Source organism: Streptomyces violascens, assembly GCF_014649955.1.
Taxonomy (GTDB): domain Bacteria; phylum Actinomycetota; class Actinomycetes; order Streptomycetales; family Streptomycetaceae; genus Streptomyces; species Streptomyces violascens.
Genome location: NZ_BMUA01000013.1, coordinates 43,598 through 69,664, shown reverse-complemented (window position 1 = coordinate 69,664; position 26,067 = coordinate 43,598). Strand labels below are relative to the sequence as shown.

The window sequence follows — 26,067 nt, the reverse complement described above, 5'->3', positions numbered from 1 at the left end:
CCTTCTGTCAGGCGGCCGTGAGGACCAGCGCCGCGTTGTGGCCGCCGAAGCCGAGCGAGGTGCTGACCGCGACCCGGAGCGGCTTGGTGCGCGCCTCGCCTGTGACGACGTCCACCGCGATCTCGGGGTCCAGCGTCCGCACGTTCGCGGTCGGCGGGACCACGCCGTGGCGCAGGGCCAGTGCCGTATAGGCCGCCTCCACGGCGCCGGCCGCGGCGAGGGTGTGTCCGGTGACGCCCTTCGTCGAGGTCACGGCCGGCCGGGAGCCGAAGACCCGGTGCAGGGCGCGGGCCTCGGTCAGGTCGTTCATCGGCGTCGACGTGCCGTGGGCGTTGACGTGGTCGACCTCGTCGGGGGCCACGCCCGCGTCGGCGAGGGCCGTGCGCAGCGCGCGGGTCACCCCGGTTCCGTCCGGGTCCGGGGCGGTGGCGTGGTGGGCGTCGGAGGAGGCGCCGAACCCGACGAGGTGCGCATAGCCGCGGGCCCCTCGGGCAGCCGCGTCGCGGGCCCGTTCGAGCACCAGCACTCCGGCGCCCTCGGCGGCGACGAATCCGTCCCGGTCGGCGGCGAACGGACGCGACGCGGCGGCGGGGTCGTCCCGGCGGGCGGACAGGGCGCCCATCCGGGAGAGGCCGGTGAGCGTCGCCGGGCTGATGGCGGACTCCGTACCGCCCGCGACGACGATGTCGCACACCCCGCCGGCCAGCCAGTCCCGCGCGACACCGAGGGCGGAGGCACCCGAGGCGCAGGCCGTCGCCGTGACGAGGCTGGGGCCGTGGACGCGAAGGTCCATGGCGACGTATCCGGCGACCATGTTGACCATGGCCATGGGGATCATGAGCGCGGACACCTCGTCGGGCGCTCCGCCGTAGTACGTGCGGTGTTGCGCCTCGACCGTGGCGGTGCCGCCCAGGGAGTTGCCGATGACCACGCCGACGCGCGTGCTGTCCCAGGTCTCCCGGTCCAGGCCCGCGTCGGCGACGGCCTGCCGCGCGGCCACGATGGCCAGCTGGACGAACCGGTCGAGCCGCCAGGCGGTGCGCCGGCCCAGCAGGGCGTTGGCGTCGAAGCCCGGCACCCGGCACGAGAAGTCGACGGCCAGGCCCGCGAGTTCGGGGTCGGTGGCCGCGGCGGAGACGCCGGAGCGGATGCGCTCCCAGTTGGCCTCGACCCCGATGCCCGCCGGGGTGACCAGACCGATGCCGCTGATCGTGACGGTCCGCTCGGCCCGCGCACTGGACCCGGGCATCACACCATCGCCCGCTTCGCTTCCACGGCCGCCACGGCGTCGTCGATACGGAAGGAGGAGTCCAGGTCGCCTTCGGCCAGATCGACCCCGAGTTCCTTGCGCAGGATCAGGCTCAGTTCGACGAGGACGAGCGAGTCGATGTCGAGCTCGTCGAAGGTGGCGCCGGAGAGGACCTCGTCCTCGGGGAGCCCGAACTTCTCGCCCAGGATCGCGACCAGGCGGGCCTTGAGGTCGAAGGAGGTGGGGCTGGTCATGTCGTCGTCCTTGTCCGCCGGGTCACGGCCCGGCTGCTGTCGGTCTTGGTCATGGGTGAGGTCGTGGGTGAGGTCGCGCGCCCAGTGGTGCGCGCAGGGGTGGGCCCTGTGGCGGGCCCCGTGGTGCGCGCAGTCGTCCTCACGGGTGGGTGTCCGGCGCGGCGGCGGGCTCGTCGCCCTCCAGTCCCGGCACCGGTTCGACGTGGAGCTCGGGCCAGCGAAGGGCCGCCGATCCCCAGGTGAGGCCGCCGCCGAAGCCCGTGAGCAGCACGCGCTGGCCCGGCCGCAGACCGCCGGAGGCCGCCGCGTCCGCGAGGGCGAGCGGGATGGATCCCGCCACGGTGTTGCCCACCCGGTCCAGGTTGACCACGAGCCGGTCCTCGGCGAGGCCCAGTTGCTCGCCGACCGCCCGCAGAATGCGGACGTTGGCCTGATGGGCCACCATCCGGTCCAGCTCCTCACCGCGCCAGCCGATGCCGTCGAGCAGCGCCTCGGCGGACCTGCTCATGCAGAGGACGGCCTGGGTGAACACCTCTCGCCCCCGCATGGAGAACCACTCGTCGCCCTCGGGGGCCGGTGCCCCGGTGGAACGCTGCCGGGAGCCTCCGGCACGTACGGTGATCAGCTCCTCGCCGCCGCCGTCGCTGCCGAGGTCGAAGCCGAGCAGTGCGCCCGGCTCGTCCGGGCGGCCGGCGCGGAGCACCACCGCTCCGGCGCCGTCACCGAAGATGGCGCGCGTGGTGCGGTCGGCCGGGTCGAGGATGGTGGAGAAGGTGTCCGCGCCGATGACGAGTGCGCGCCGTGCGAGGCCCGCGGTGACCATCGAGGCCGCGGTGGCCAGGGCGTAGACGAAGCCCGTGCAGACCGCGCCCACGTCGAAGGCCGCGACCGGGGCGAGACCGAGCCGGTGCGCCACCACGGGCGCGGTGGCCGGGCAGGGGTGGTCGGGGGTGCTGGTCGCGAGGACGACCAGATCCACATCCGGCGCGGGCCCGCCGTCCGCACCGCCGTGTTCACGGGTGCGGCGGGCCGACTCCAGTGCCCTGCGGCCGGCTTCGACCGCCAGGTCCGAGGTGGCCTGCCCCGGGTCGATCACGAACCGCTGCCGGATGCCCGTGCGGGTGCGGATCCATTCGTCGGTGGTGTCGAGCTGCTCGGCCAGGGTGCTGTTGGCGACCGCCTTGGCGGGTACCCAGCCACCGAGTCCGCACAGGACCGCGGCGCGGCTCACGGCATCTCCCTTCCCCCGGCCAGTGCGGCCGTTCTGACGGATGTGGTCCAGGTGCGCCCCGCCGCGGCGATCTCTCCGCCCTGTTCGAACTCGACCCGGTAGGAGTGGAGTTCGGGCAGCGCCGCGGTCATGCCGTGGCCATCGGCGCGGGTGTCGGCGGCGAGTCGCACCGCGACCGGGGCGTCGAGTTCGACGAAACGGTGGAAGGAGAAGTCGGCCGCGACGAGCATGGTGCGCTCCGCGGCGGCGGCGCCGGAGATCCGGGCGGAGGCACCGAGGCAGAGCTGACGGGCCGCCTCGATCAGGACCATGGCGGGCACATGGTCGTAACTCGGGCCGAACAGGCTGGAGTTGTCCGTCGGCAGCCGCAGTGCGGCCCGCGCCTCGTCCCGCCCCGCGTCGACCACGACGTCCGCCAGGACGACGTTCGAGGCCCGCGTGCGGCCGACGAGGTGCGGCGCGACGGGTGCCGCGGCCGCGAGGGGACGTGCCGCGGCCGCGCCCCGCCGCCCGCGCAGGGTGTCGTAGAGCTCGTGCGAGACATGGCGCACCTCCATGCGCGCCGTGCCCAGATGCCCGCCCGGAATTGTCAGGTCGAAGGCGTACGAGACCTTGCGCGCGCGGGCCCGGGAATGCGGGCGGCCTCCGGCGTCGACGGCGAGGGTGATTTCGGCCGGGAGTTCGCCCGGGAGTTCTCCCGGTGCCACGGCCGAGGACGCGAGACCGGGCAGCCGGAACGAGCACGAATGCAGCAGGAACTTGCCGTCCGGGTCGATTCCGATGAATTCACGGCCACCGTAGGGGCCGGCCTGACGGCAGCATTCGAGAAGGAAAAGCGGATCGATTGTTTCGGTCTGATGATCCGTGAAGTACGCATGCGCCTTCGGCGCCCCGGCCGTTGCCAGATATTCCTGTTCGTCCATCTTCCGCACACCGGTGAGGAAGATTTCCGGGAGTGCCCAGCGATCAAGCATGGGCAGGTCACCGGCGCCGACGCAGTCCTCCACAGAGGCCATGAATTGCAATTTCCTACACCAATCGCCCACAGATGAAGAGGGTTTGGACAGATCGTCGCGCAGCCACGGAGCACCCTGAAAGGAAGGTCGCCTTCCCCAGTATCCGCTCCGGCCGGTTCCGCAATGCGGAACTTTCCTTTCGCGTATGACGATCATGGCATTACGCCAACGCGACCGTCAACCCTGTTCCACCCGTGCAACGCAAGGCACATTCGCCGAACTTTCCCTGCTTTTTACCGAGTTGACGTAACCGCTCCGCGCTCTCGCCAGAGATACCGGACAGGAAATACAAAAGCTCCATGAACCACACGCACCCGTGTGGTTCATGGAGCTCTGTGAGCGGTGTTCTCAGCGGGACACCGGCCACCCCAGCGCCGTACGGACGTCCTCGACCACCTGCGCGACGACCGCGTCCGCCCGGCCCTCGAAGTAGAAGTGCCCCCCGGGGTAGAGGTGTTGACCGGCGAACTGCTCGGCCCCGTCCGCCCAGGCCTCCAGCTGGTCCAGGGGGACCACTTGGTCCCGGTCGCCGCCGAAGAGCGAGAGCGGGACCCGTACGTCCGGCCGCCCGGCGCGCGGCTCCCACGTCTCGACGACGCTGAAGTCGGCGCGCACCCGGCTCTCGAACAGCGCCCAGAGGTCGTCGTCGGCCAGGACCGCAGGCAGCATGCCGCCCATCCGCCCCAGCGCCGCGCGCAGTTGGGCGTCGGGCAGCAGGTGCAGCGGCCGGCCGTCACCGGGACCGGCGTCGTAGGGGGCCTCGCACGCCGAGACACCCAGCCAGACCGGCTCCGGCAGTCCGCGGTCGGCCAGTTGGGCGGCCATCTCGTAGGCGATCAGCGCCCCCATGCTGTGCCCGAACAGCACGAACGGGCGGTCCAGGAGGTCCGTGACCGCTTCCAGGAGATGGCCGGCGAGCCCCCGGGCATCGCGGTACGGGGGCACATGGCCGAGCTGCCCCCGGCCCGGCGCCTCCAGCAGGCAGACCTCCCAGTCCGCCGGGAAGTGCTCGGTCCAGTCGTTGAACACGAGATGCGAACCCGCCGCGTGGTGCAGCAGGAAGACCCGCAGTGCGGGGTCGGCCACCGGCCTGGGCCGGACGACGGCGCTGCTGCGCGCCGCGGTGTCGGTGGGGGTGGGCTGTGTCATGGCGGTTCCTCGTCTGGATGGGTAGGGGGACGTCCGCTGCGGTTGCCGGCCCGGCTCAGGCCGCGGCGAGCTCCCGCCGGGTGGCGCGCAGCATGCGGGTCAGGACCGTGCTGTCCCCGGCCTCGCGGAATGCGGCGCCCTCACCGAGGAGCCCCTCGACGGTCTGCCGCCACAGCACCGGGTGGTCGATCTGTTCGAGCAGTACGCCGTCGATGCCGGCGTCCGGGTAGGGCCGCGCGTGCCGGTTGGAGATCACCGGGAACCGGGGTGCCCCCAGGGCCACCGCCCGCAGCACCGGGGCGAACTCCGCGACCGCGGGGGCCATGTGGCGGGTGTGGAAGGGCCCGCTGACATCCAGGCGCCGCACCGTCCGGGCACCCGCCGCGAGCAGCACCGGGGCGGCCCGGTCCAGATCGGCCACCGGTCCCGCGATCACCGTCTGGTCCCAGGTGTTGAAGTTGGCCGCCGCGACGTCGGCGAAGCCCTCCCTGCGCAGCACCAGGCGGAGCACGGCGTCGCCCAGGCCCACCACGGCGGCCATGCCGCCGTCGGCGACGCGCGCCATGGCGCGGGCCCGCGCGGCGACCAGCCGCAGACCGTCGCCGAACCCGAACACCCCCGCCGCCTCCAGCGCGTTGTACTCCCCCAGGCTGTGCCCGATCGCCACGTCGGGCAGGCCGTGTTCGGCCAGCGCCGCCCGGTGACCGAGGGCGTTGACGGTGTACACGGCCGGCTGGGTGTACTCGGTCCGGCCCAGCCGGCCCTCCGGGTCCGTGAGGCACAGCTCCCGCACGGAGTAGCCGAGGACGTCGTCCGCCTCCTGCTCCAGCTCGGGGAAGCGGGCGAACAACTCCCGTCCCATTCCGACGAATTGGGACCCCTGGCCGGGGAACATCAGGACGCGTGTCATGTGAAGGGTGATCCTTGCTCGCTCGGGGCCTGCTAGGCCGTTTCCGTACGGTCCGGTGTCTGCGCGGGACAGGCCACCAGGCGGCTGTCGCTGAAGAGCAGCGCCGGCTCCTGCGAGAGCTCCTCGAAGGCCTCGACCCGGCCGATCAGCACGGTGTGGTCGCCCGCCGGACAGGTCGCGGCCAGCGAGCAGTCGAAGGAGGCGACTCCGTCGAGGAGCACGGGCGCGCCCGAGTGCGCGGCCGGGCGCCACGGCCGGCCGGAGAAGCCTTCGGCCCCGGCAGGCCGTGCGGAGTCCGCGAACCAGCGGGCGTCCCGCTCCTGGTGGGCGGCCAGGACCGTGGCCGCGAAGCGTCCGCTGCGCAGGATCTGCTCGCGCAGCCGCGAGCGGCGCCCCAGCGCCACCAGGATCATCAAGGGGTCCATCGAGGCGGTGGCGAAGGCGTTGACGGTCGTCCCGTGCGGTTCGCCGTCGAGCACGGTGGTGATCACCGTGACCCCGGTGGGGAACCGGCCGGCCGCCCGCCTGAAGCTCCGCCGTGCCGCCTCGTCCGACGGGGCGGCCGCCCTCGGTGCCGTGTCCAGGCCAGTACTCATCGGGCACTCAGCTTCCGCAGCTCGTTGAGGTGTTCCAGACCGTCGAGCACCGTCTTGACGGGCAGGCCGAAGTCGATGAGGCAGGCGGTCTCGTCCACGCCGAGGCCCGCCAGCCGCTCGACGATGCGCGCGGCCTTGGGCACCGTGCCAAGGAGCCCGCCGTCGTCGTAATAGCGGTCGAAGGCCCGGTCGACCAGGAAGTCCACGTCCTTCTCGCGGAGCTTGGCCGGGTCGATCCGCCGGGCGCCGCCGGTCTGGGAGCCGAGGAGCAGGCCGAGGGAGCCGCGCAGGTATCCGCACAGCGGCGCCCGGACCAGCTCCCTGACGGCGTCGTCGTCCTCGCCCAGGAACGTGTGCACCATGAGGACGACGTGTCCGGGCCAGCCGTCGGCGTCCGGGCGTGCGGCGACCGCCTCGCGGTAGGCGGCGATCTTGGTGGCGAGTTCGTCGAGGTCCTGGCCGAGGAGGTGGGTGAGGATTCCGGCGCCGGCCGCCCCGGCGTTGCGGAAGGTCTCCACTCCGCCCGCGCTGGTGATCCACAGCGGCAGCCGGCGCTGCACCGGCTCCGGGTAGATCCGTACCCGCTGCTCCTCGCCGATGCCGTCCCGCACGGTCAGCTGTTCGCCGCGCCACAGTGCGCGCACCTGCTCCACGGTGTCGAACATGACCTGGCGGCGGTCCGCGTACGACTCGGGGCGGAGCGCGAAGTCGACGGCGTGCCAGCCGGAGGCGAAGGCGAGGCCGACCCGGCCGCCGGAGATGTTGTCGACGACGGACCACTCCTCGGCGATCCGCAGCGGATGGTGCAGCGGCGCGACGACGCTGCCCGCGCGGATGCTCACGCGGCTGGTCGCCGCGGCGATCGCGGCTCCGGTGACCGCCGGGTTCGGGTAGAGCCCGCCGAAGGGGTGGAAGTGGCGTTCCGGGGTCCAGACCGCGGTGAAGTCGTTCTCGTCCGCGAAGCGGGCGCCCTTGAGGACGAGGTCGTACGCGCTGCCGGAGGCCGCGTCACCGCCGTCGTCCCCGAAGTAGAACAGGCTGAAGTCCATCTGAGTCTCTCTGCCGGGTGGTTGGGATGAAAGGGGGCGAGCGCGTCAGGCGGCGACGGGCTCGTCCGCGGCCCGGGGCGGCGTGGCCGACGCGCGGGTGCGCTCCGCCCAGCGCGCGACGGACGGCGTCGTGAGACCGCCGGCCAGCAGGATGCCCGCGAAGAGCAGCCAGCCCGGCCGGCCCCAGCCGATGAGCACCGCGGTGGTCAGCATCGGCGTGATCGCCGAGCCCACCCGCTGGGTGAGCCCGAACAGGCCCTGGTACTGGCCGTGGGCGTGCGCGGGGGCGAGTTCGTAGCTGAGCGCCCAGGAGCCCGCGGAGTGCAGCATCTCGCCGATCACCTGGACCAGCGCCCCGAAGAGCAGGCAGACGACCGCCACCCACGCGGGCTGGCCGGCCGAGAGCGCGAAGATCCCGCAGCTGACCGCGAGCACCCCGCCCGACCTGCGCATGGCTCGGGCGCCGCCCGCCACGTCCTCCGCGCCCCGGCTCAGCCGCACCTGGAACAGCACGCACATCGCGGTGTTGAGGAACATGATCGCCGCGTAGACGGAGACCGGGGCGTTTGTCCGGTCGGCGATCCAGATGGGCAGCGCGGCGGTGAGGAGCGCGTCGGTGCCGAGCACCAGGACGGCGTTGAGTACGGAGACCGTCAGATACGGGACGTCCCGCAGGACGTGCCGGGCCCGGTGGTCCTCGGGTGCCCGGCCCAAGTCCGCGGCGGGCAGGGCCAGGCAGGTCAGTCCGGCGCCGAGGAACAGCACGCCTGCGCCGAGCAGCATGCCGGCGTAGAGGGCGCGGGAGTCGGCGGCCAGGGCGACGCCGCCGAGCAGGGTGCCGCCGGACAGGCCGACGTTGTTGACCGACTGCAGGTAGGCCCGGGCCTTGACCCGCTCGTTCGACGGCAGCGCCTCCGCGATCAGGGCGCCGCGCGCGACCGCGCTCGCCGAGTCGGCCATCGCGGCCAGGCTCACGATCACCAGGAAGCCGGCGAACCCGCCGACGAGGGCGTATCCGCAGACCAGCACGCCCTGCGCGACGCCCGAGACGATGGAGGTCCGGCGGGCGCCGAGCCGGTCCGACACCTGGCCGGCCGGAATGCTGACCAGCATCGCGAGGACCGCCGAGACGGTCAGCCCGATGCCCACCCGGTCCGCCGGAACGCCGACGGACCGGATGAAGTACAGGACGCTGACGGAGAGCAGGAAGCCGTTGGCCACGGTCCGGCCCAGGTTGCTGACCGCCAGGATCCTGACGATGCCCGGCGGTGGCTTGAGGTCGTGAAGTATCGACATCGGTGGTGCACTTCTCCTTGGTGTCCGGCCGGCGGCCGGGGACCGCGCGGGTCAGGAAACGGAAGCTGCCTCGGTGAACCGGCGCCGCAGCGCGGGGCGGTCGATCTTTCCGTTGGGGTTGAGCGGCAGCTCCGTCAGATACGTGAAGCGGCGCGGCACCATGTGGACCGGGATGCGCTTGCGCAGCCAGAGCATCGCGTCGGTGGCCGTGAGCTTCTCACCCGTGTAGAAGGCGATGAGTTCGGTCTCCTCGGCGCGCGGCACCGCGAGCACGACCGCCTCGGTCATCGCCGGGTGCCGGCGCATCGCCGCCTCGATCTCGCCGAGTTCGATGCGGTAGCCGCGCACCTTGACCTGGTTGTCGAGCCGGCCCAGGTGGACCAGGTCGCCCTTCTCGTGCCGGACCCGGTCGCCGGTGCGGTAGTAGTGCTCGGCGCGCACCCCGCCCGTGCCGTCGTACGCCGTGGCCCGCTCGCCGTCGAAGGAGAGGAAGCGGCCCCGGTCGTCGGCCGGGTCCAGGTATCCGTCGAAGCGCTGCGAACCGCGCACGCACAGCTCGCCCTCGGCCGCCGGGCGGCCTTCCTCGTCGAGGATCAGGTGGTCCAGGAAGCCGTAGACGGGGCCGATCGGAACGGTGCCGTTCGACGTCGCGGGCCACTGTCCGGGGTCCCGCGGGAGCCTGAACTCGGTGCAGGCGACGGTGAGTTCGGTGGGTCCGTAGACGTTCTCGATCACCGCGCCGGGAGCCACCGCCTGCCAGGCCTCGGCCTGACGGTACGTCAACTGCTCGCCGATGAAGATTCCGTACCGCAGTGCGGTGACGAGCCCGGCCGGCAGGTTGCCGAGTCCCGCCGCCACCGACACGAGGGAGGGCACCGAGAACCAGTGGGTGATGCCGCGCTCGACCAGGTAGTCCACCGGCGTGAGCAGGTCGCTGCGCCGCGGCACCACGAGCGTGCCGCCGCCGCCCCAGGTCACGAAGAGGTCGAAGACCGAGGGGTCGAAGGTGAGGTCGAAGGTGTGGGACACCCGGCACCCCGGGCCGACCTCGAACCGGGCGATGTTGTGGGCGATGTAGGCGGACAGGTTTTTGTGCCTGACCGGCACGCCCTTGGGGCGGCCCGTGGAGCCGGAGGTGAACAGCACATAGGCGATGTCGCCCGGCGTGGTGCGGTACTCCGGCAGCGCGGCCGGTGCGCCGGCGTCCCCACCGGCGACCTCGGCATCGGTGAGCAGGAGCCGCGTGTGCTCCGGTCCGAGCTCGAAATGCGGGAGTTGGGGCGCTCCCGCCTCGTCCACGATCAGCGTCTCGGCGTCGGCCAGGTCGTACACGGAACGGTTGCGCTCCGCCGGATAGCCCGGGTTGAGCGGTGTCACCGTCGCCCCCAGGCGCTGCGCGGCCAGATAGCCGGCGAAGGCCGTCAGGCTCCGTGACGCGAGCAGCGCGACCCGGCGCGGCGCGCTGCCGCGGGCCAGCAGGATCCGCTCGGCCAGCGCTGTCGCGCAGGCGTCGAGTTCCCCGTAGGTGAGGCTGCGGTCGTGGAGCTCCAGCGCTGTCGCGTCGGGGAAGCGGGCGGCGGAACGGGCGAACCATTCGTGGAGGGTGCGGTCAGTCATCGTGGTCCTTGCGCAGGAGCGGGTCGAGGAGTTCGGCGAATTCCGGGTGGCGTGCCGCGGCGGAGGTGAGCGCGGCGCGCAGCAGCGGCCCGGTCGGCGCGGGGTCGGCGCCGTTGCGGTCGAGCCAGGGCTGCCAGGCCTTGGCCTCCGGACGGCCGTGGCCCGCGCCGGCGGCGGCGAGCAGGCGCGGGGCCAGCGGCGACAGGACGGGGTTCTCCCGGTCCAGCGCGCGCAGTGCCACCGCGCGCTGCCACTGCCGTACGGGCACGCCCTCGGTCGGCCAGCCGGCCTCGCCGAGCAGGGCGAAGAGTTCGCGCACGGTCACCGGGTCCGGGCTCACCAGGTGGTAGGCGCGGCCCACCGATCCCGGTGCGTCCATGAGTTCGGCGACCGAGCGGGCCACCAGGTCCACCGGCGACACCGCGAAGGCCTGCTCGTCCAGGGGGTGCCGGCCCACGGCCAGGCCGCTGGCGAGCAGGTGCCACAGCGGGTCGTCCGGGTCGCAGGCTCCGGTGGCGGCGCCGAGCAGCAGGCCGGTGCGGAAGACCCGCACCCGCATGCCGTCCGCTTCGGCGCGCTCAAGGAGCCGCTCGATCACCCAGGCGGCCACGGCGGATCCGGCGCGCTCGGGGTCGAGCGGCTGGGCGCGGTCCTCGGGAACGGTGTCGTCCCCGCCGAGCGCGGAGCCGCAGGCGGCCAGCGTGGAGAGGCAGGTGAAGTCGTCGATCCCGTGCTCGCGCATCCAGCCGAGGAGATCGGCGAGCGGCAGCACGGTCGTCGCCCGCAGCTCCTGGTAGGAGGCCGTGCCGCCGGGCCGCGGCGTGGCGTGCACCACCCGGCCGACCCTGGCGGCCAGTTCGCCGTCGCGGTACTGCGCGCACAGCTTGCCGAGGTCGGCCGGGGAACCGAGGACGAGCGGGACCCGGTCGGCGTCCGGTTCGGGGAGGCCGAGGGCCGCGGCGGCCGTACGAAGGTGGCGGCGGCCGCTCTCCTCGTCCGGCTCGTCGAGGACGACGTACACGCGGCCCTCGGTCGTCCTCAGCAGCGCGCCGAGGAGGCAGGCGTCGAGGGGTCCGGCGCCGCCGGTGAACAGCGTGTCGGTGCCCCGGGCGCGGGTTGCCGCGCCGGGCGGCGTGAGCGGGAGGACCAGATCGGCGTCGATCAGGTCCGCTTCGCTCGCCTCAGCCGCCGTGGCGCCGCGCTCGGGGCCGGGGGCCGCCGCGGGGCCCGGGGACTGCGTCAGCCCCCGGACGATCTCGGCCATTCTGCGGACGGTGGCCTGGCCGCCGCCGGCCCGGTAGACGTTGACGGACACGCCGTAGCGGCGCTGGACCGCGGCCTCGATGCGCATGGCGGTGAGCGAGTCCCCACCGAGCGCGCCGAACTCGTCGTCGGCTCCCAGGGTTTCGACGCCGGTCGACTCCCGCCACATCGAGAGGAGTTGGGCGTCCACGTCCTGTACCGGGGCGGGTTCCGGCGCCGCGGTGGCGGGGCCCTCGTGCGCCGGGGTGTCCGGGCGGGCGATGGGCGGCAGCCGGTCCAATGCCCAGTAGCGCTTGCGGCTGAACGGGTAGGCGGGCAGTACCACCCGGCGCCCGCTGCTCGCCGTCCGCTCGGGCCAGTCCACGTCGACTCCGTGCAGCCAGGCAGCGGTGACGGCCTCGTCCAGACGGTCCGCGAGTGCCTGGCCACCGTTCTCGTCGAGCCCGTCCAGCGGGAGCACGAACCGGCCCTCGCCTGCCTCGCCCTCGCCGAGCAGGATCGGGAAGCGGTCGGCGGACGCCTCGTGCGCCGGGCCCGTCACGACCTCGGCGCGCCCGCGGAAGGCCGCGCCGAGCCGGGTCATCAGGGCCTCGGACACCCGGCCGCCCTCCGGCAGCACCAGGCGAACTCCCCGCACGGCCGCGGGCGTCGCGGGCGCGGGCCGGCGCAGTGCCTCGGCGAGCTCGCCGGCCGGCGCGGACACCACGCGGCGCCGGGCGAAGGAGCGGCGGCCGACCCGCAGCGTGTGGGCGACGTCGCCGACGGCCGGCGCGCCCCGCTCCAGTTCCTCGGCCAGGTCCGCCGACAGCTTCTCCAGCTCGTCGTCGGTGCGGGCCGAGAGCACGAGGCGCACGGTCTCGCGGTGCGCGGCGCCGGGCCGGGTGGGCTCCGGCGGCGGCCCGACCACCACCGTCGCGTTGGTCCCGCCCAGGCCCATCGAGTTGACCAGGACGTAGCGGCCGTCCTCCGCGATGTGCCCGGGCTCGGCGGAGATGCGGAACGGGCTGTCGGCGAGCACACCGGGGCTGCGCGGGCGCTCGAAGAGGGGGTGCGGCGGCAGCTCACCGGTGCGGGCCACGTGCACGGCCTTGATGAGTCCGGCGACTCCGGCCGCCGGTCCGCAGTGCCCGATGTTGGCCTTGACCGACCCGAGGCCGCAGTAGCCGGTGCGGCCGTCGGCGGACCGCGTGCCCTCGGTCAGACCGCGCAGTTCGATCTGGTCACCGAGCGGGGTGCCCGATCCGTGTGCCTCGACGTACCGCAGCCGGTCGCCGCTGATCCCGGCGACGTCGAGTGCGGCGGCCACCACGTCGGCGAGGCCCGAGGGGCTCGGGGCGGTGAACCCCGAGCGGCTTGAGCCGTCGTTGCCGACCGCCGAGCCGTGCACGACGGCGAGCACCGGGTCGCCGTCGGCGAGCGCGTCGGACAGGCGGCGCAGCACGACCGCGCCGACGCCCGAGCTGAAGGACGTACCCGTGGAGCGGGCGTCGAAGGGGCGGCAGTAGCCGTCCTGGGAGGCGAGGGCGCCCGCGTGGTGGCGGTAGCCGAGCATCGGTTCGTTGACGGCCGCGCCGCCCGCGAGAGCCAGGTCGCACTCGCCGGACAGCAGGCTGAGCACGGCGTAGTGGACCGCGGTGAGCGACGAGGAGCAGGCCGTCTGGACCCCGATGGACGGGCCGCGCAGGCCGAGCTTGTACGCCACGCGGGACGACAGGAAGTCCGACAGGCCGCCCAGGTGCAGCGCCACGTCGTCCGCCGCGGCGAGGACGCCTTCGCTGCGCGCGCGGGCCACCGTGAGCGCCGTCATGTAGGTGCTGGCGCTGGCACCGGCGAACACGCCGGTGATCAGCGGGTCGCCGGTGGGCAGGTGGCCCGCCGACTCCAGGGCTTCCCAGCACACCTCCAGGAAGAGGCGCTGCTGCGGGTCGGTGGCCTCGGCCTCGGCCGGGGAGTAGCCGAAGAACTCGGCGGCGAAGTCCTCGGCGCCCGGCAGGGTCGCCGCGGTCTTCACATAGGCCGGGTCGTCGAGGACCTCGTCGCTCAGCCCGGCGGCGCGCAGCCGTTCCGGGTCGAGGTCGCGGAAGGAGACCCTGCCTTCGGTGATGTTGCGCCAGAACTCCTGGGGGCCCCGGGCGTCCGGGAAGCGGCATCCGATGCCGATGACGGCTATCGCGGTGTCGTTGTTCACGCGGTGCTCTCCGGGGCGCTCGCGCCGCGCCGGGACCGCCCGAGCAGCCGGCCGTGGCCGCGGCCCGGGCCCTGCTCCTCGGCGGGCGCGGCCGCCGGGGCCCCGGGACCGCCCGCGGCGAGCAGGTCGGCCTGTGCCTCGACGGTGCTGTGCTGGAAGAGGTCGGCCGCCTCCAGCTCGCGGTCGGTCAGCCCGGACAGCGTGTCGAGCAGCACGATGAGCAGCAGCGAATCCCCGCCCACGTCGAAGAAGTTGGCGTCGTACGGGACGGTGTCCACGTCCAGCACTTCGCGCCAGGCCGCGGCGACCCGGTCGGTCATGGCGGTGCGGTCGAGGGCCGGGGCGGGGGTCGCTGCGGGCGAGTGGGGCTGGGTGTCGGTGAGCACAGGGGACTCCAGATCGGTGGCGAGATCGGTGGCGGCAGAGGTCAGTTCGTCGAGCAGCGCCTCGACGGTGGTGGCGTCGAAGAGCGCGGTGGAGTAGGCGAGGGAGAGAACCAGGCCGTCGGGTCCGCCGGTGGCGGTCAGCTCCAGTTCGTACTTGAGCTTGAGCGCCGGCGGCACCCGGTACCGCGTGGTGAGGCCGGCTCCGAGGTGCGGCGCCCGCGCGGGCTCGTCCGTCGCGTTGACGTACACCGGGGTCACCGCCGGGCGGCTGAGGTCGCGGCCGGGGTGCAGTTCGGCGGCGACCGCGTCGAACGGGGCGTCCGCGTGGCGGTAGGCCGCCATGGCGGAGCGCCGGATCCGGTTCAGGAGGGTGCGCCAGTCAGGGTCGTCGGTCAGGTCGGCGCGCACGAGCAGCGTGTTCACGAACATGCCGACCGTGTCCGCGGCTCCGGCGCCGTCACGGCCCGCCCACGGGAAGGTGAACAGGAAGTCCCGCTGGCTCCCCCGCCGGGCCAGGACCACGGCGAGCAGGGCGGTCGCGGTCATGAAGGTCGTGCAGCCCAGCTCGGCGCCGATCTCCCGCACCCTGTCGCCGAGTTCGGCGGGCAGCCGGGTCTCGCGGGTGTCCGCGTCGATGGACTGGATCGCCGGCCGGGGACGGTCGTAGGGAAGGCCGACGTCGGTCGGCGCACCGCGCAGCCCGGCCAGCAGTCCCGCAACCGCCCCGTCGGACGGGGGCCCGGTCACCAGGTCCGCGGGGTGCGGGGCGGGTGCCGCAGCCCGTGGGCGGCCGTCGGCCGACGCCCGGTACTGCTCGGCGAGTTGGTCCATGACGATGCCGAGCGACCAGCCGTCGGTGACGATGTGGTGCACCCCGTAGAACAGCAGCGTCCGGTCGTCCGCCAGGGCGATCACCTCGCCCCGGGCGGGGGCCTGGGCGGCGAGGTCGAAGGGCGCCCAGCACACCTCGGCGAGATGTTCCTCCAGGCGCTGCCCGGTCCAGCGCGAACCGTCGACGAGAGCGACCTCGGGCGCGGGGCCGTCGGTCCGGTAGAAGACCTTGCGGGCCCGGGCGTCGAGCGCGAATCGGGAGCGCAGACCCGGATGGCGGGCCAGGACCGTGGCGAAGGCCTCGCGCAGCAGCGCGTGGTCCACCGGGCCCTCGATCTCGACCAGGCTCGGCGCGAGGTAAGCGGCGCGCAGCGCCGCAAGCCGGTCGAGGAACCAGAGCCGCTGCTGCACCGGCGTGGCCGGGTAGCGCCCGTCGGGGGATTCCGGGGCACGGGCCGCGCCCGGGGCCGTCCGAGCCCCGTCGTCGGCGGCCAGGAAGCGGGCCAGGCCCGACACCGTGGGATCGGCGAGGAAGCCGCGCAGCGGAACGGTCCTGCCCCACTCGCGCTCCGCGGCCGCCAGCATGCGGACGGCGAGCAGCGAATGGCCGCCCAGCGTGAAGAAGTCGGCGTCCGGTCCGATCTCCTCGGGGTCCAGTGCCCCGGCCCCCCGGTCGGCCTCGGCCAGGGTGTCCGCCATGAGGCGGGCCGCTCGTCGCTGCTCCGCGGTCAGCGACGTCCTGCGCCGCTCACCGCGGGCGAGGGGCGTCGCCCGCAGGTCCGCCAGTGCCGCGAAGTCGACCTTGTCGTTGCTGGTGCGCGGCATGGCCGGGACCGCGTACACCTCGGAGGGCAGCACGGCGGCGGGCAGCCAGCGCAGCAGCGGGCGGACGACGTCGTCGTGGGTGCCCGGCTCCGCGCCGGCCGCCGCCTCCACGTAGGCGACGAGGCGTTGAGGAGTACCGGTGGCGTGGACGGCCGCCGCGGCGATGGCGGGGTTCTCCTCCAGGAGCCTGCGCACCTCGTTCGGCTCGATCCGGTTGCCCAGGATCTTCACCTGGTCGTCGGCCCGGCCGAGGTACTCCAGCTGCCCGTCCGGCCGGAGCGACACCCGGTCACCGGTGCGGTACATCAGGGCGCCCGGCTCGTGCGGGTACGGGTCGGGGAGGAAGGCCGCCGCGGTGCGCTCCGGCTGGTCGAGGTACCCGAGTGCGACGCCCGCTCCGGCGACGTACAGCTCGCCGGGAACCTGGGCCGGGAGTTCCTCGCCGTGCGGACCGAGCACGTAGGCACGGGTGTTGGGGAGCGGGCGGCCGATGGCGGGGGCGCGCTCGTCGTCGGGGGCGACCGCGGCGAAGGTGCTGTTGCAGGAGGCCTCGGTGGGGCCGTACACATTGCGCACCTCGGTGTCCCAGCGGCGCGCGCACTCGGCGGCCAGCCGGCGCGGCAGCGCCTCGCCGCCGCAGTAGACCACCCGCAGGCTTGACGCGCCGCCGGGATCGGCCTCCAGCATGGCGTGCAGCAGGCTCGGCGTGAGCGAGCCCGCGACCGTCGCCCCGTGCGGTCCGCGGGTGAGGCGCAGGAGGGCTGCGGGGTCGCGCCGCTCGACGTCGTCGGCGACGATCAGCCGGGCTCCCGCCAGGAGCGCCTCGAAGACGTTGAAGGCCGCCGGGTCGAACGCGGTGCCCGCGGTCAGCAACAGCCGGTCCCCGGTGGTGAGGCGCGCGTCGTCCGCCCACCACAGCCCGGTGTTGAGCAGCCCCCGGTGCGGGACCAGCACGCCCTTGGGCCGGCCCGTGGTTCCCGAGGTGTAGATCACCACGGCGACGTCGTCGCCCGCCGGACGGACCGGGACCGCCGGGGCGTCGTCGCCGAACGCGCGGACCTCCTCCAGGCGGACCGGCTTGACCGGGGTGTCGAGTCCGCGCAGCAGTTCCGCGCCCGCCTCGTCGACGAGGGCCACGGACGCGCCCGTCTCCCGGAGGATGAACTCGATGCGGGCGGCCGGGGTGTCCATCGCCAGCGGCACATAGGCGGCGCCGGAGCGCAGCGTGCCCAGCCAGCCGGCCACCAGTGCTCCGCCGCGTGCGCACAGGACGGGTACGAGCGTGCCCGTCCCGGCTCCGTGCGTGCGCAGCCGGTGGGCCACCGCCCACGCCCAGCGGTCGAGTCCGCGCCAGGACAGCTCGGTGCCCGCGCAGGTCACCGCGGTGGCGGCGCCCTCCATCGAGGCGATGCGCGCGTCCAGCAGGTCGAGCACGGACCGCGCTCCCTGATGAACCGTCAGATCGGTCATGCCCGGTCCCCCCTGTTCGGCTGTGGCCAGACGTTCTCGGTACTCCCCCACGAGGTCCCGCTCCTCGCCGAAGAGGACTCCGGGCCGCGGCCACCCCTCGGCGGGCCGGGTGAGGGGGAGGCGGTACAGCGGTGCCCGAGGGTCCGCGACGGCCGCGGCGAGCAGGACCTGGAAGTGCCCGGACACCGCGCGGGCCCGCTCCTCGGTGTACCGGTCGATGTCGTATTCGACGGTGGCGAGGATCCCGTCGCCGTCGTACTCCAGGACCAGCGTCAGGTCCTGTTTGGCGGTCCCGGTGGGCAGCAGTCGCGGCGCGGTCCACCGGGGGCGGTCCCCGAGCCGCGGCGCGGGCATGTTCTGCAGGACGAACCCGACGCCGACCAGCGGTCCCTGCGGGCGGGAGCGGTCGGCGGCCGCCCGTGCCGTCAACTGGTCGAAGGGCAGCCGCTGATGGGACAGGGCACGGAACGACTCGCCCCTGACCTCGTGGCACAGCCGCTCGAAGGACCACCGCGCGTCGAGCCGGCAGCGCAGCGGAACGGTGTTCACGAAGAAGCCGACGAGCTGCTCGACGCAGGGGTGCGGGCGATTGGCGGCGACCGTGCCGAGCAGGAACTCCTCGTGACCGGTCCAGCGCTGCACCACGGCCTGGAACGCCGCGAACAGCACGACGAAGTCGGTGGCCCGCAGTTGTGCCGCCAACTCCTTTGTCGCTGCGACCAGTTGGGGCGGGAGTCGGAACGTGTGCTGCCTGCCGCGCCGCTCCCCCTCGGGGAGGGCGCGGCGCGGCGGGCAGGGCCCGAGCGCGAGGTCGCCGGGCACCGACAGGATCTCCGCGAGCCGGGCGTCGAGCCGTTCGGCCATGTCCGGATGCCCGCCCACCTCGCGGTCCCATGCGGCGAAGTCCGCGTACTGCACGTCCAGTTCCGCGAGGCGGGGCACGGCGCCGGACAGCGCCTGTTCGTAGGCCTCCGCCAGGTCCTCGTACAGCGCGGTCAGCGACCATCCGTCGACCGCGATGTGGTGCACCACCAGGAGCATGGCGTCGCCGTCCGCGCCGCCCTGCCACACCACGCAGCGCAGCGGCGGGGCCGTCGTCAGGTCGAAGGGCGCGCGGGCGTGCGGGGCGAGCTCCTCGTCGTCGCGCAGCGCGCCGGGGATCACCTCCAGCGGCACCGGTACGGGTTCGCCGACGTACTGGACGGGGCGGCCGTCGCGCAGCCCGTAGGTGGTGCGCAGGACCTCGTGGCGGGCGACGACGGCGGTCAGCGCCCGGGTGAGCGCCTCGATGTCGACCGGTTCGTTCCACCGGGTCAGCAGGGGGACGTTGTAGACGGCCGAACCGGGCGCGGCGGCGTCGATGAACCAGAGGCGTTCCTGGGCGTACGACAGCGGCGCGACGGAGGCTGCCCGGCGGCTCAGGGGCGGCGTCGGCGGCTTCGCCATCATGCTTTCCTTCCGGGGAGGTCGAGGTGTCGGAGATGGCGGCGCGTCACGGCAGCGCCACCTCCGACCGGCCCAGCTGCCGGGCGAGTTCGCCGAGGTCGGGGGCGAGCAGAAGATCTGCGGGCTCGATGTCGACCGAGAGCAGTTCGCCGATCCGGGAGGCCGCCTGGGTCGCCAGGATCGAGTTGCCGCCGAGCGAGATGAAGTCGTCGCCGGGCCCGATCGCGCGCGTGCCGAGGAGTTCGGCCCAGACGCCGGCGAGTACGTTCAGGAGCGGGTCGCCGAGGTCCGGGCCCGCTTCCGCCCCGCCCGCGCCGGCCGGCTCCGGGCCAAGGTCGAGCAGTTCCTCGATCCGCCGCCGGTCCGCCTTGCCCGTGCTGGTGAGCGGCAGCGTGCCGAGGACCGTCCAGCGGCTGGGGAGCATGTAGGCGGGCAGCGCCGACGCCAGGTCCGAGCCGAGCCGGCGGGCCGTCTCCTTCGGCGGGGCGGACGAGGCGAGGCAGGCGGCGACGAGCCGCGCGTCGGGGCCTTCGCCGGTCTTCGCGACGAAAGCCGCCTCGGTGTGGCCGGTCGCGACCGCCGCGCGCTCGATCTCCTCCAGCTCGATCCGGAAACCGCGCAGTTTCACCTGCCGGTCGGCGCGGCCCACGATCTCCAGTTCACCGTCCGGCAGCAGCCTGGCCAGGTCTCCCGTGCGGTACATGGGCTCGCCGGTGCCGGGCTCCGGCACGAAGGACCGCGCGGTCCGCTCCGGCAGCCCCAGGTAGCCGATGGCCACGCCCGGGCCTGCGACGCAGAGTTCACCGGTCGCGCCGGGCTCCACGGGCCGCAGGTCCTCGTCCAGGACGTGAATCCGTGTCTCCTGGATCGCCCGGCCGACCGGCATGCGCTCCCGCCCCGCCAGCGACTCCTCGGTGCAGTCGAAGGAGGCGGCGATCACCGTCGCCTCGGTCGGACCGTAGGCGTTGACGAGCCGCTCGGGCGGGGCCGCGGCCAGCACCCGGCGGACCGCGGAGATCTCCAACTGCTCGCCCCCGACGAGCAGGGTGCGCAGCGTGCCGAGCGCGTCCGGCCGCGCCCGGGCCACCAGATGGAACAGCGAGGTGGTCAGCAGCAGGGTGGTGATGCCCTCGTCACGCACGAGGGCGGTCCAGCGCTCAAGGGCGAGATCGGCCACGGAGGGCAGGACGACAAGGGTGGCCCCGGCGGTCAGCGCGCCCCAGACCTCGAAGGTGGTCGCGTCGAACGCCGGGTTGGCGATGTGGCCGACCCGGTCGCCCGGCTCGATGGTGCAGTAGGTGGCCCCGGTGACGAGGCGGCGTACACCCCGGTGCGGCACGACGACGCCCTTGGGCACGCCGGTGGATCCCGAGGTGTAGCCGATGTACAGCGGCGCCTCCTCGTCCACCGCGACGTCCGGCACCGGCTCGTGGCCCGGGTCGCCGCCCGGCACTGCGAGGCGCGTCACCGCCGGAGCGTTCTGAAGGCGCCGCTGCCGCCGGTCGTCCCCCTCGGCGACGACCGCGACGCGGACGCCGGCTCCCTGGAGGATCCCCGTCACCCGTTCCGCCGGGGCGTGCGCGTCGAGCGGCAGATACGCGGCTCCGGCCCGCGCGATGCCGAGCAGGGCCACCACGAGGTCCACTCCGCGGTCGAGGTCGACCGCGACGGGGTCCCCCGGGCGCACCCCGCGCGCCGCCAGCGCGGAAGCCATCCACCCGGCGCGCAGCCACAGTTCTCGGTAAGTGAGCGAGGCCCCGGCCGGATCCCGGACCGCGCAGGCCTCGGGACACTGCGCCACCCGCTCGGCGACGATGCGGTGGACACCGTGCCGCTCGCCCTTCGGCGAGCCGGCTCGCGGATACGTACCCATGGATGAATTCCTCTGCTCGAAGTCTGTTCGTGGTGTCCGGGGGCGCGGTGAGCGCGGCGCGGGTCCCGGGAGCGCGGCTCAACGGGCTTTTCTGATCCGGTGGTTGACCACCGTGGTGACGGCGACGCTCAGCAGGCAGCAGGCCAGGTGGAGCCAGTAGAACAACGGGATTCCGCACAGCCGCGGCCGGTCGGGGCGGACGACGATAACCAGAGCGGGAGCCGCGATCGGCACGACGAGCAGGAGGCCCCAGGCCCGGGGCCCCAAGGACTTGCGTCGTCTCTCTCCGGATCTTCGCCTCGCCACCACAACTGCTTCTCCCAGTGGATTGATCCGGCGCCCGGGGAAAACGGACGGCGTCCCGGAAGGCGAAGGGTCATGTCGTGTTCTCCTTTCCGGAGTGCCGGTGAAGTTTCTGGCTGCCCAAAGCGACCTCGCGGCAGCGAAAGAGTTCTGTCTCTTCCGTGCGGAGGTTCGCTTTCCAGATGGCGGAAATCGGGCCGTCGGCGGCCAGTACGGTGAAAGGGGGTGTCGCGATGCCACGACGGGCCCGCGGATTCCCCCGAAACACCGCGGCGGGATTGCCCCCTTGCACTCCCGCCGAAGCTTCCGAGTGTTAGTTGCGCGAGTTCCCGGTTGGGTTTACGTCACCGGCCGGCTTTTCGAAGTGGCGTGCGTCACGTCGCCCGTCGCCGGGCAGACAAAAGGGCCGGTCCCCGCCAAGGACCGGCCCTTTGTCGCGAATTGGCCTCAGACCAGATGCCGTCCGCCGTCCACCGTCAGCACGGACCCGGTGGTGTACGCGGCATGCGCGAGGCCGAAGACCGCCTCGGCGACGTCCTCGGGCGAGCCGACCCTGCGCAGCGGGGTGTTGGCGGTGATCCAGTCCCGCGAGCCCTCCCACACCTCGGGAGCCTCGTCGTACCACGGCGTGTCCACGAGCCCGGGCGCCACCGCGTTCACCCGGATCTCGGGACCGAACGTCGCGCCGCACAGCCGGGTGAGGTGGTCGACGGCCGCCTTGCTCACGGCGTACGGGATCGAGCTGCCCATGGCCCGGCCGCCCGAGACGGACGAGATGTTGACGATCGAGCCGGATCCGGTGGCCTTGAGGTGCGGCTGGGCCGCCTTCATCATGTGCCAGGTTCCGATGACGTTGACGTCGAAGATCTCCCGCCAGACCGAATCGTCGACCGCCTCGACGTCGTCGAGCGGGATGAACCGGGTGAGCCCGGCGTTGTTCACCAGGACGTCGAGCCGGCCGAACTCCTCGACGGTCGCCCCGACCAGGCGCCGCGCATCCGCCGGGTCGGAGACATCGCCCTGCACATAGATGGCCCGGGGCAGTTCGGCGGCCAGCTCTTCGCCGGCCTTGACGGAGGTCGTCGAGTTGATGACCACGCACATTCCGGCCTCGGCCATACGGCGGGCCACCGCGGCACCAATTCCCGATGACGAGCCGGTTATCAGCGCGACACGAGCCTCGTTCACGAATACCTCCACAGGTCGAAAGCGGGGACAAGCGGGATGTTCCGAGCCAACCCGTCCGCATGGGAAAGGGCCTTGACGCCCCCGCGACGTGATCCGTAGGGTACCACCAAGTGGAATTCACTTTCCGCATTGTGGAATTCAGGGTAGGGCGTCATCATCCCGTTCCAGCGGCCGAGCCGGTCCGGCAGCCGCGGACGGGCACGCGCTCCCGGAGCTTGGGGGGCATCATCAACGGGGCCATCGCGGTCGGGTTCGCACTCATCACAGGTGGTGCGGCCCTCGCCGGAGCGCGCGGGGCACCGCGCGACGAACTTCCGCACCCGGCCCGCTGGGCCCTCGCCGGCCGAGGGCTCGGCACCGCGTCCACGAGCCTGCTCCTGGGCGGCACCGTCTACACGGCCTACACCTACATCGCGGTACCGGGGCTGATGTTCGGCACCGGCGGCCTGGCGCTCTACTCCCTCGTGTACACCATGCTGCTCTCGCCGCTCATCATGGTGCTGCTCCCCCGGCTGCGGGACATCGCCGCGCGCCACGGCCTGATCACCGGGGCCGACTACGTCCGCGCGCGGCACGGATCGCAGCCGCTGGCCCTGGCCGTCGCCCTGACCGGCATCCTGGCGACCATGCCCTACCTGGCCCTTCAAGTGGTGGGCATGACAGCGGTGTTGCGCTCCATGGGCATCGCCCCCACCAGCCTGGCGGGCGGCGCGGCACTCGCTCTGCTCTTCGCCCTGTTCGCCCTGGTGACCCACCCCGGGGGGCTGCGTGCGTGCGCACGGATGTCGGTGGTCAAAGCACTGCTCATCGGCGCCATGGTGGCCGTCCTCGTCACCCTGGCCGTCACCGAACTCGGCCCGCCCGGACGGGTCTTCGCGCTGGCCGACCATCGCATCGCGACCGACGGCCTGACCATCGGCGTGCCGCCGCAGGGCTTCACCGCGTACGCCACGCTCGCCCTCGGTTCCGCCCTCGCCCAGCTGATGTATCCACAGGTCCTGCTGGTGTCCCTGGCCAGCCGGAGTGGGAACACCCTGCGCGCCGCCACGAACTTCCTCCCCGCCTGGAGCCTGTCCCTGGGCCTCTCCGCCTTTCTGGGCGTCGCCGCCCTCGCATCGGGGGGCCACACCCCCTCCGGCCACGCCGAGTTGGCGGTACCGATGCTGGTCCGCACGCTGGCTCCGGACTGGCTGGCCGGAGTGCTGTTCGGGGCTCTCGCCGTGGGCGGCCTGCTCCCGGCGGTCGTCATGGCGATGAGCATGGCGATGCTGCTCGTCCGCAACGTCTACAGCGAGTACCTGAACCCCACGGCCACGCCCAAGCACGAAGTCCGCGTCGCGCGCGGGGCGTCGCTGGCCATCATGGCCGGGGCGGTCGCCTTCGCGCTGCTGCTGCAGCCCCAGGACACCATCAACCTCCATCTGCTCGGCGGCATCTGGATCCTGCAGACCCTGCCCGCCGTCGCGCTGTCCCTCTTCACCCAGTGGTTCCACCAGCGCGCCCTGTTCATCGGCTGGGCGGCGGGCATGGTCCTGGGAACCGCCCTGGCGGGGCTGCACGGATTCTCCTCCGTCGTCGACCTCGGAATCGGCCCCTTCCACGCCCCGGTCTATGTGGCGATGGCCGCCCTCGCGGTCAACCTCGTCACCGCCGCGGTGCTGACCCCCCTCCTCGGCCCGCTCGGCGTCCCACGGGGTCACGACAGCATCGCCGGCGGAGCCGCCTGGGAACGGCGCGGCTCCAAGTACGCCTTCGTCGTCGAGTGAGTGAGGACCCCGTCGTGAAACCGTTCCTGCCGAGACACCCCGGACCGTCCCGCCCCGCCCCCGTACGCCCGCCCGGCCCCTCCGCCGCACCCGGCCCCGAGGCGACGGGAGTGCCACCGGGAGCCGGCCCGGGAATCACCCTCGACCTGCGCGACGCCGACCGTGAAGTGGCCATCGCCCACCTCTTCGACCAGTACTACGCCCAGCTGCTCAGGCTGGCGGTGCTGCTCGGCGCGGACCAGGAGGCCGAGGACGTCGTGTCCGAGGCCTTCTACCAACTCCACTGCCGCTGGGCGAAATTGAAGACACCCGGCGCCGCGATCGGATATCTCCGGTCCATTGTCTGCAATCTGACCCGCATGCGCATTCGCCGCATTCGCGTCGCCCGCCGGCACAGCTACCAGGAACTCGACGAACAGGTCCGCTCGGCGGAACAACAGGTACTGCTCAACGACGACCAGCGGGCCCTGATAGAAGCGCTGCGCGGTCTCACCGCGCGCCAGCGCCAGACGATCGTCCTGAAGTACTGGCTCGACCTCAAGGAGACCGAGGTCGCCGACACGATGAAGATATCCGTCGGTGCGGTGAAGTCACACACCGCTCGCGGAATGGCCAAGCTGACGGAAACGATGACGGGGAGTGTCCGGTGAGTGCGCGCATGGAGGAGCTGCTGCGGGACACACTCGACAACGTCGCCTCCGCCGTGCCCGACGAATCCCGCCAGTCCTACCGCAAGGAGCAGGCCCGTTGGCGCCGCCGCGAATACCGCCGCAGATGCGTCGTCGCCCTGCTGGTGTTCCTGATCGTCGGCGCCGTGTGCACCATCGGCCTGCTGGAACTCTCGGGAGCCTCGCCGGACAACCACGTCATCTTCTACAACGGCGCCCCCGGCACGACGGGCGACGGCTCCCGGCCGCTCGGCCGGTAGATCCCGCTGCGGGAAGAGCCGCGCGGCACCCGTCGCCAGGCAGCCGTTCCCGTCGCCTCACCGACCGCCAGCGCGAAGGGGCTTCCGCCTGCGCGGAGGGCCGCAGGCGACGGCGGACGAGGCCCAGCTCGGAGTCGGGCAGGCCCTGCACCGGGACGAACGTGAGGGAGTCGCGGCGCCCGTGGCAGTCGGCCGTGGACCGGCACAGCAGCATGGCGCCGCGGTCGGCCGCCACCAGACTCAGCCCTTCCTGGAGCGTGTTGACGCCGGATCCGGCCGGCACGGGAAGGCCCTGGGGTGTCAGGCCAGCACTCAGACCTGACTGCTGGCTTCGGCTCCCGAGAAGCGCGAAGCCGCGTCCTCGCTGTTCGTCGGCGTCTTCAACGGGGCGATCGCCCTGGGCGCGCCGGCCGGAGGGCCGGCCGCGGACGGCGCCGGGGTCACCGCGGTAATGTGGCTGGGCGGCGGACTCGCCGTCGCGGCCCTAGCGGTGACGGCACTCGGCAGGGCCCCCTCGTCGGGACGTCTCTGAAACCGCGGGCGACGTCGACGCCCGTTCAGGGCGCCGCGACAGGCAGCACGTCCGGGGACAGGGCCGCCGCTCGGGCCGAGGCGCTTGTCATGCGGCGGCGGTGGTGGCGTCGGCACAGGACCTCGTAGCCGATCTCGTCCTGCGACTGGTTGACGTCGCCGACGACCACCTGGGCGCCCTCGACGACCATCTGGCCGCCGATCGTGCGGGCGTTGTGGGTGGCGCGGGCGCCGCACCAGCACAGCGCCTCGACCTGGAGCACCTCGACCCGGTCGGCGAGTTCGACGAGGCGCTGCGAGCCGGGGAACAGCTTGGAGCGGAAGTCGGTGGTGATGCCGAAGGCGAAGACGTCGAGTTCGAGGTCGTCGACGACCCGGGCGAGCTGGTCGATCTGCTCGGGCGCGAGGAACTGGGCCTCGTCCGCGATGACGTAGTCGCAGCGGCCGCCCTTGGAGAGGTGGGCGACGAGGTAGGCGTAGAAGTCGAAGCCGTCGGCGGCCTCGACCGCGTCGGTCACCAGGCCGAGCCGGGACGACAGCTTGCCCGCGCCCGCCCGGTCGTCGCGGGTGAAGATCATGCCCTGGAGGCCGCGAGCGGAGCGGTTGTGCTCGATCTGAAGAGCGAGGGTGCTCTTTCCGCAGTCCATCGTTCCGGAGAAGAACACCAGCTCGGGCATGGGAAGGTGACGGCCTTTCAGATCG

19 protein-coding genes are annotated in these 26,067 nt (G+C 73.2%); 3 read left to right on the top strand and 16 right to left on the bottom strand.

Features of this window, described 5'->3' with window-relative positions:
• Window positions 1-7: 7 nt before the first annotated feature.
• The 15 genes from IE206_RS24280 to IE206_RS24210 form a co-directional block, all read right to left on the bottom strand.
• Window positions 8-1,249 carry a beta-ketoacyl-[acyl-carrier-protein] synthase family protein gene (locus IE206_RS24280; protein WP_189965464.1) on the bottom strand — a complete coding sequence of 414 codons (1,242 nt, stop codon included), beginning with the start codon at window positions 1,247-1,249 and terminating at the stop codon, window positions 8-10.
• The gene (locus tag IE206_RS24275) at window positions 1,249-1,503 is read right to left on the bottom strand and encodes an acyl carrier protein (RefSeq protein ID WP_189965462.1); all 255 of its coding nucleotides are present in this window, start codon (window positions 1,501-1,503) and stop codon (window positions 1,249-1,251) included. The genes IE206_RS24280 and IE206_RS24275 overlap by 1 nt, the downstream gene beginning before the upstream one ends.
• A 139-nt stretch (window positions 1,504-1,642) precedes the next feature.
• Window positions 1,643-2,734, bottom strand: a complete 1,092-nt coding sequence (locus IE206_RS24270) for a beta-ketoacyl-ACP synthase III (protein ID WP_189965460.1) — start codon at window positions 2,732-2,734, stop codon at window positions 1,643-1,645.
• Window positions 2,731-3,750: an AfsA-related hotdog domain-containing protein gene (locus IE206_RS24265; RefSeq protein ID WP_189965458.1), complete on the bottom strand. Its 1,020-nt coding sequence runs from the start codon at window positions 3,748-3,750 to the stop codon at window positions 2,731-2,733. The genes IE206_RS24270 and IE206_RS24265 overlap by 4 nt, the downstream gene beginning before the upstream one ends.
• A 348-nt stretch (window positions 3,751-4,098) precedes the next feature.
• Window positions 4,099-4,899, bottom strand: coding sequence for a thioesterase II family protein (locus IE206_RS24260; protein WP_189965456.1), 801 nt, complete (start codon window positions 4,897-4,899; stop codon window positions 4,099-4,101).
• 55 nt (window positions 4,900-4,954) lie between these two features.
• Window positions 4,955-5,809 (bottom strand): ACP S-malonyltransferase, encoded by an 855-nt coding sequence (locus IE206_RS24255; RefSeq protein ID WP_189965454.1) that lies wholly within the window; start codon window positions 5,807-5,809, stop codon window positions 4,955-4,957.
• A gap of 32 nt (window positions 5,810-5,841) precedes the next feature.
• Window positions 5,842-6,405 (bottom strand): flavin reductase family protein, encoded by a 564-nt coding sequence (locus IE206_RS24250; RefSeq protein WP_189965452.1) that lies wholly within the window; start codon window positions 6,403-6,405, stop codon window positions 5,842-5,844.
• The gene (locus IE206_RS24245) at window positions 6,402-7,454 is read right to left on the bottom strand and encodes a MupA/Atu3671 family FMN-dependent luciferase-like monooxygenase (RefSeq protein ID WP_189965450.1); all 1,053 of its coding nucleotides are present in this window, start codon (window positions 7,452-7,454) and stop codon (window positions 6,402-6,404) included. Before IE206_RS24245 ends, IE206_RS24250 begins: the two co-directional genes overlap by 4 nt.
• Window positions 7,455-7,499: 45 nt before the next feature.
• Window positions 7,500-8,750, bottom strand: coding sequence for an MFS transporter (locus IE206_RS24240; RefSeq protein WP_189965448.1), 1,251 nt, complete (start codon window positions 8,748-8,750; stop codon window positions 7,500-7,502).
• Between the two features lie 51 nt (window positions 8,751-8,801).
• Complete coding sequence (locus IE206_RS24235; RefSeq protein ID WP_189965446.1) at window positions 8,802-10,367, bottom strand: amino acid adenylation domain-containing protein; 1,566 nt, start codon at window positions 10,365-10,367, stop codon at window positions 8,802-8,804.
• Window positions 10,360-13,818, bottom strand: coding sequence for a beta-ketoacyl synthase N-terminal-like domain-containing protein (locus IE206_RS24230; protein WP_189965444.1), 3,459 nt, complete (start codon window positions 13,816-13,818; stop codon window positions 10,360-10,362). Before IE206_RS24230 ends, IE206_RS24235 begins: the two co-directional genes overlap by 8 nt.
• Window positions 13,815-18,776 (bottom strand): non-ribosomal peptide synthetase, encoded by a 4,962-nt coding sequence (locus tag IE206_RS24225; RefSeq protein ID WP_189965442.1) that lies wholly within the window; start codon window positions 18,774-18,776, stop codon window positions 13,815-13,817. The genes IE206_RS24230 and IE206_RS24225 overlap by 4 nt, the downstream gene beginning before the upstream one ends.
• Before the next feature lie 46 nt (window positions 18,777-18,822).
• On the bottom strand, window positions 18,823-20,649 hold the full coding sequence (locus IE206_RS24220) for a non-ribosomal peptide synthetase (protein ID WP_189965440.1): 1,827 nt from the start codon (window positions 20,647-20,649) through the stop codon (window positions 18,823-18,825).
• A 78-nt stretch (window positions 20,650-20,727) separates the two neighbouring features.
• The gene (locus tag IE206_RS24215; protein ID WP_226599783.1) at window positions 20,728-20,916 is read right to left on the bottom strand and encodes a DUF3311 domain-containing protein; all 189 of its coding nucleotides are present in this window, start codon (window positions 20,914-20,916) and stop codon (window positions 20,728-20,730) included.
• A gap of 483 nt (window positions 20,917-21,399) precedes the next feature.
• Window positions 21,400-22,140 (bottom strand): SDR family NAD(P)-dependent oxidoreductase, encoded by a 741-nt coding sequence (locus IE206_RS24210; protein ID WP_189965436.1) that lies wholly within the window; start codon window positions 22,138-22,140, stop codon window positions 21,400-21,402.
• Window positions 22,141-22,355: 215 nt separating this feature from the next.
• Between IE206_RS24210 and IE206_RS24205 the strand changes: the two genes are divergently transcribed.
• From IE206_RS24205 to IE206_RS24195, 3 genes are read left to right on the top strand one after another with little or no spacing between them, the layout of a single operon-like run.
• Entirely contained in the window at window positions 22,356-23,906 is a 1,551-nt protein-coding gene (locus IE206_RS24205) for a sodium:solute symporter family protein (RefSeq protein ID WP_189965434.1), read from the top strand.
• Window positions 23,907-23,920: 14 nt separating this feature from the next.
• Window positions 23,921-24,556 (top strand): sigma-70 family RNA polymerase sigma factor, encoded by a 636-nt coding sequence (locus IE206_RS24200; RefSeq protein WP_226599785.1) that lies wholly within the window; start codon window positions 23,921-23,923, stop codon window positions 24,554-24,556.
• Window positions 24,553-24,834 (top strand): hypothetical protein, encoded by a 282-nt coding sequence (locus tag IE206_RS24195; RefSeq protein WP_189965432.1) that lies wholly within the window; start codon window positions 24,553-24,555, stop codon window positions 24,832-24,834. The genes IE206_RS24200 and IE206_RS24195 overlap by 4 nt, the downstream gene beginning before the upstream one ends.
• A 557-nt stretch (window positions 24,835-25,391) precedes the next feature.
• Here IE206_RS24195 and IE206_RS24190 read toward each other — a convergent pair.
• Window positions 25,392-26,042, bottom strand: a complete 651-nt coding sequence (locus IE206_RS24190; RefSeq protein WP_189965430.1) for a thymidine kinase — start codon at window positions 26,040-26,042, stop codon at window positions 25,392-25,394.
• Window positions 26,043-26,067: the final 25 nt, after the last annotated feature.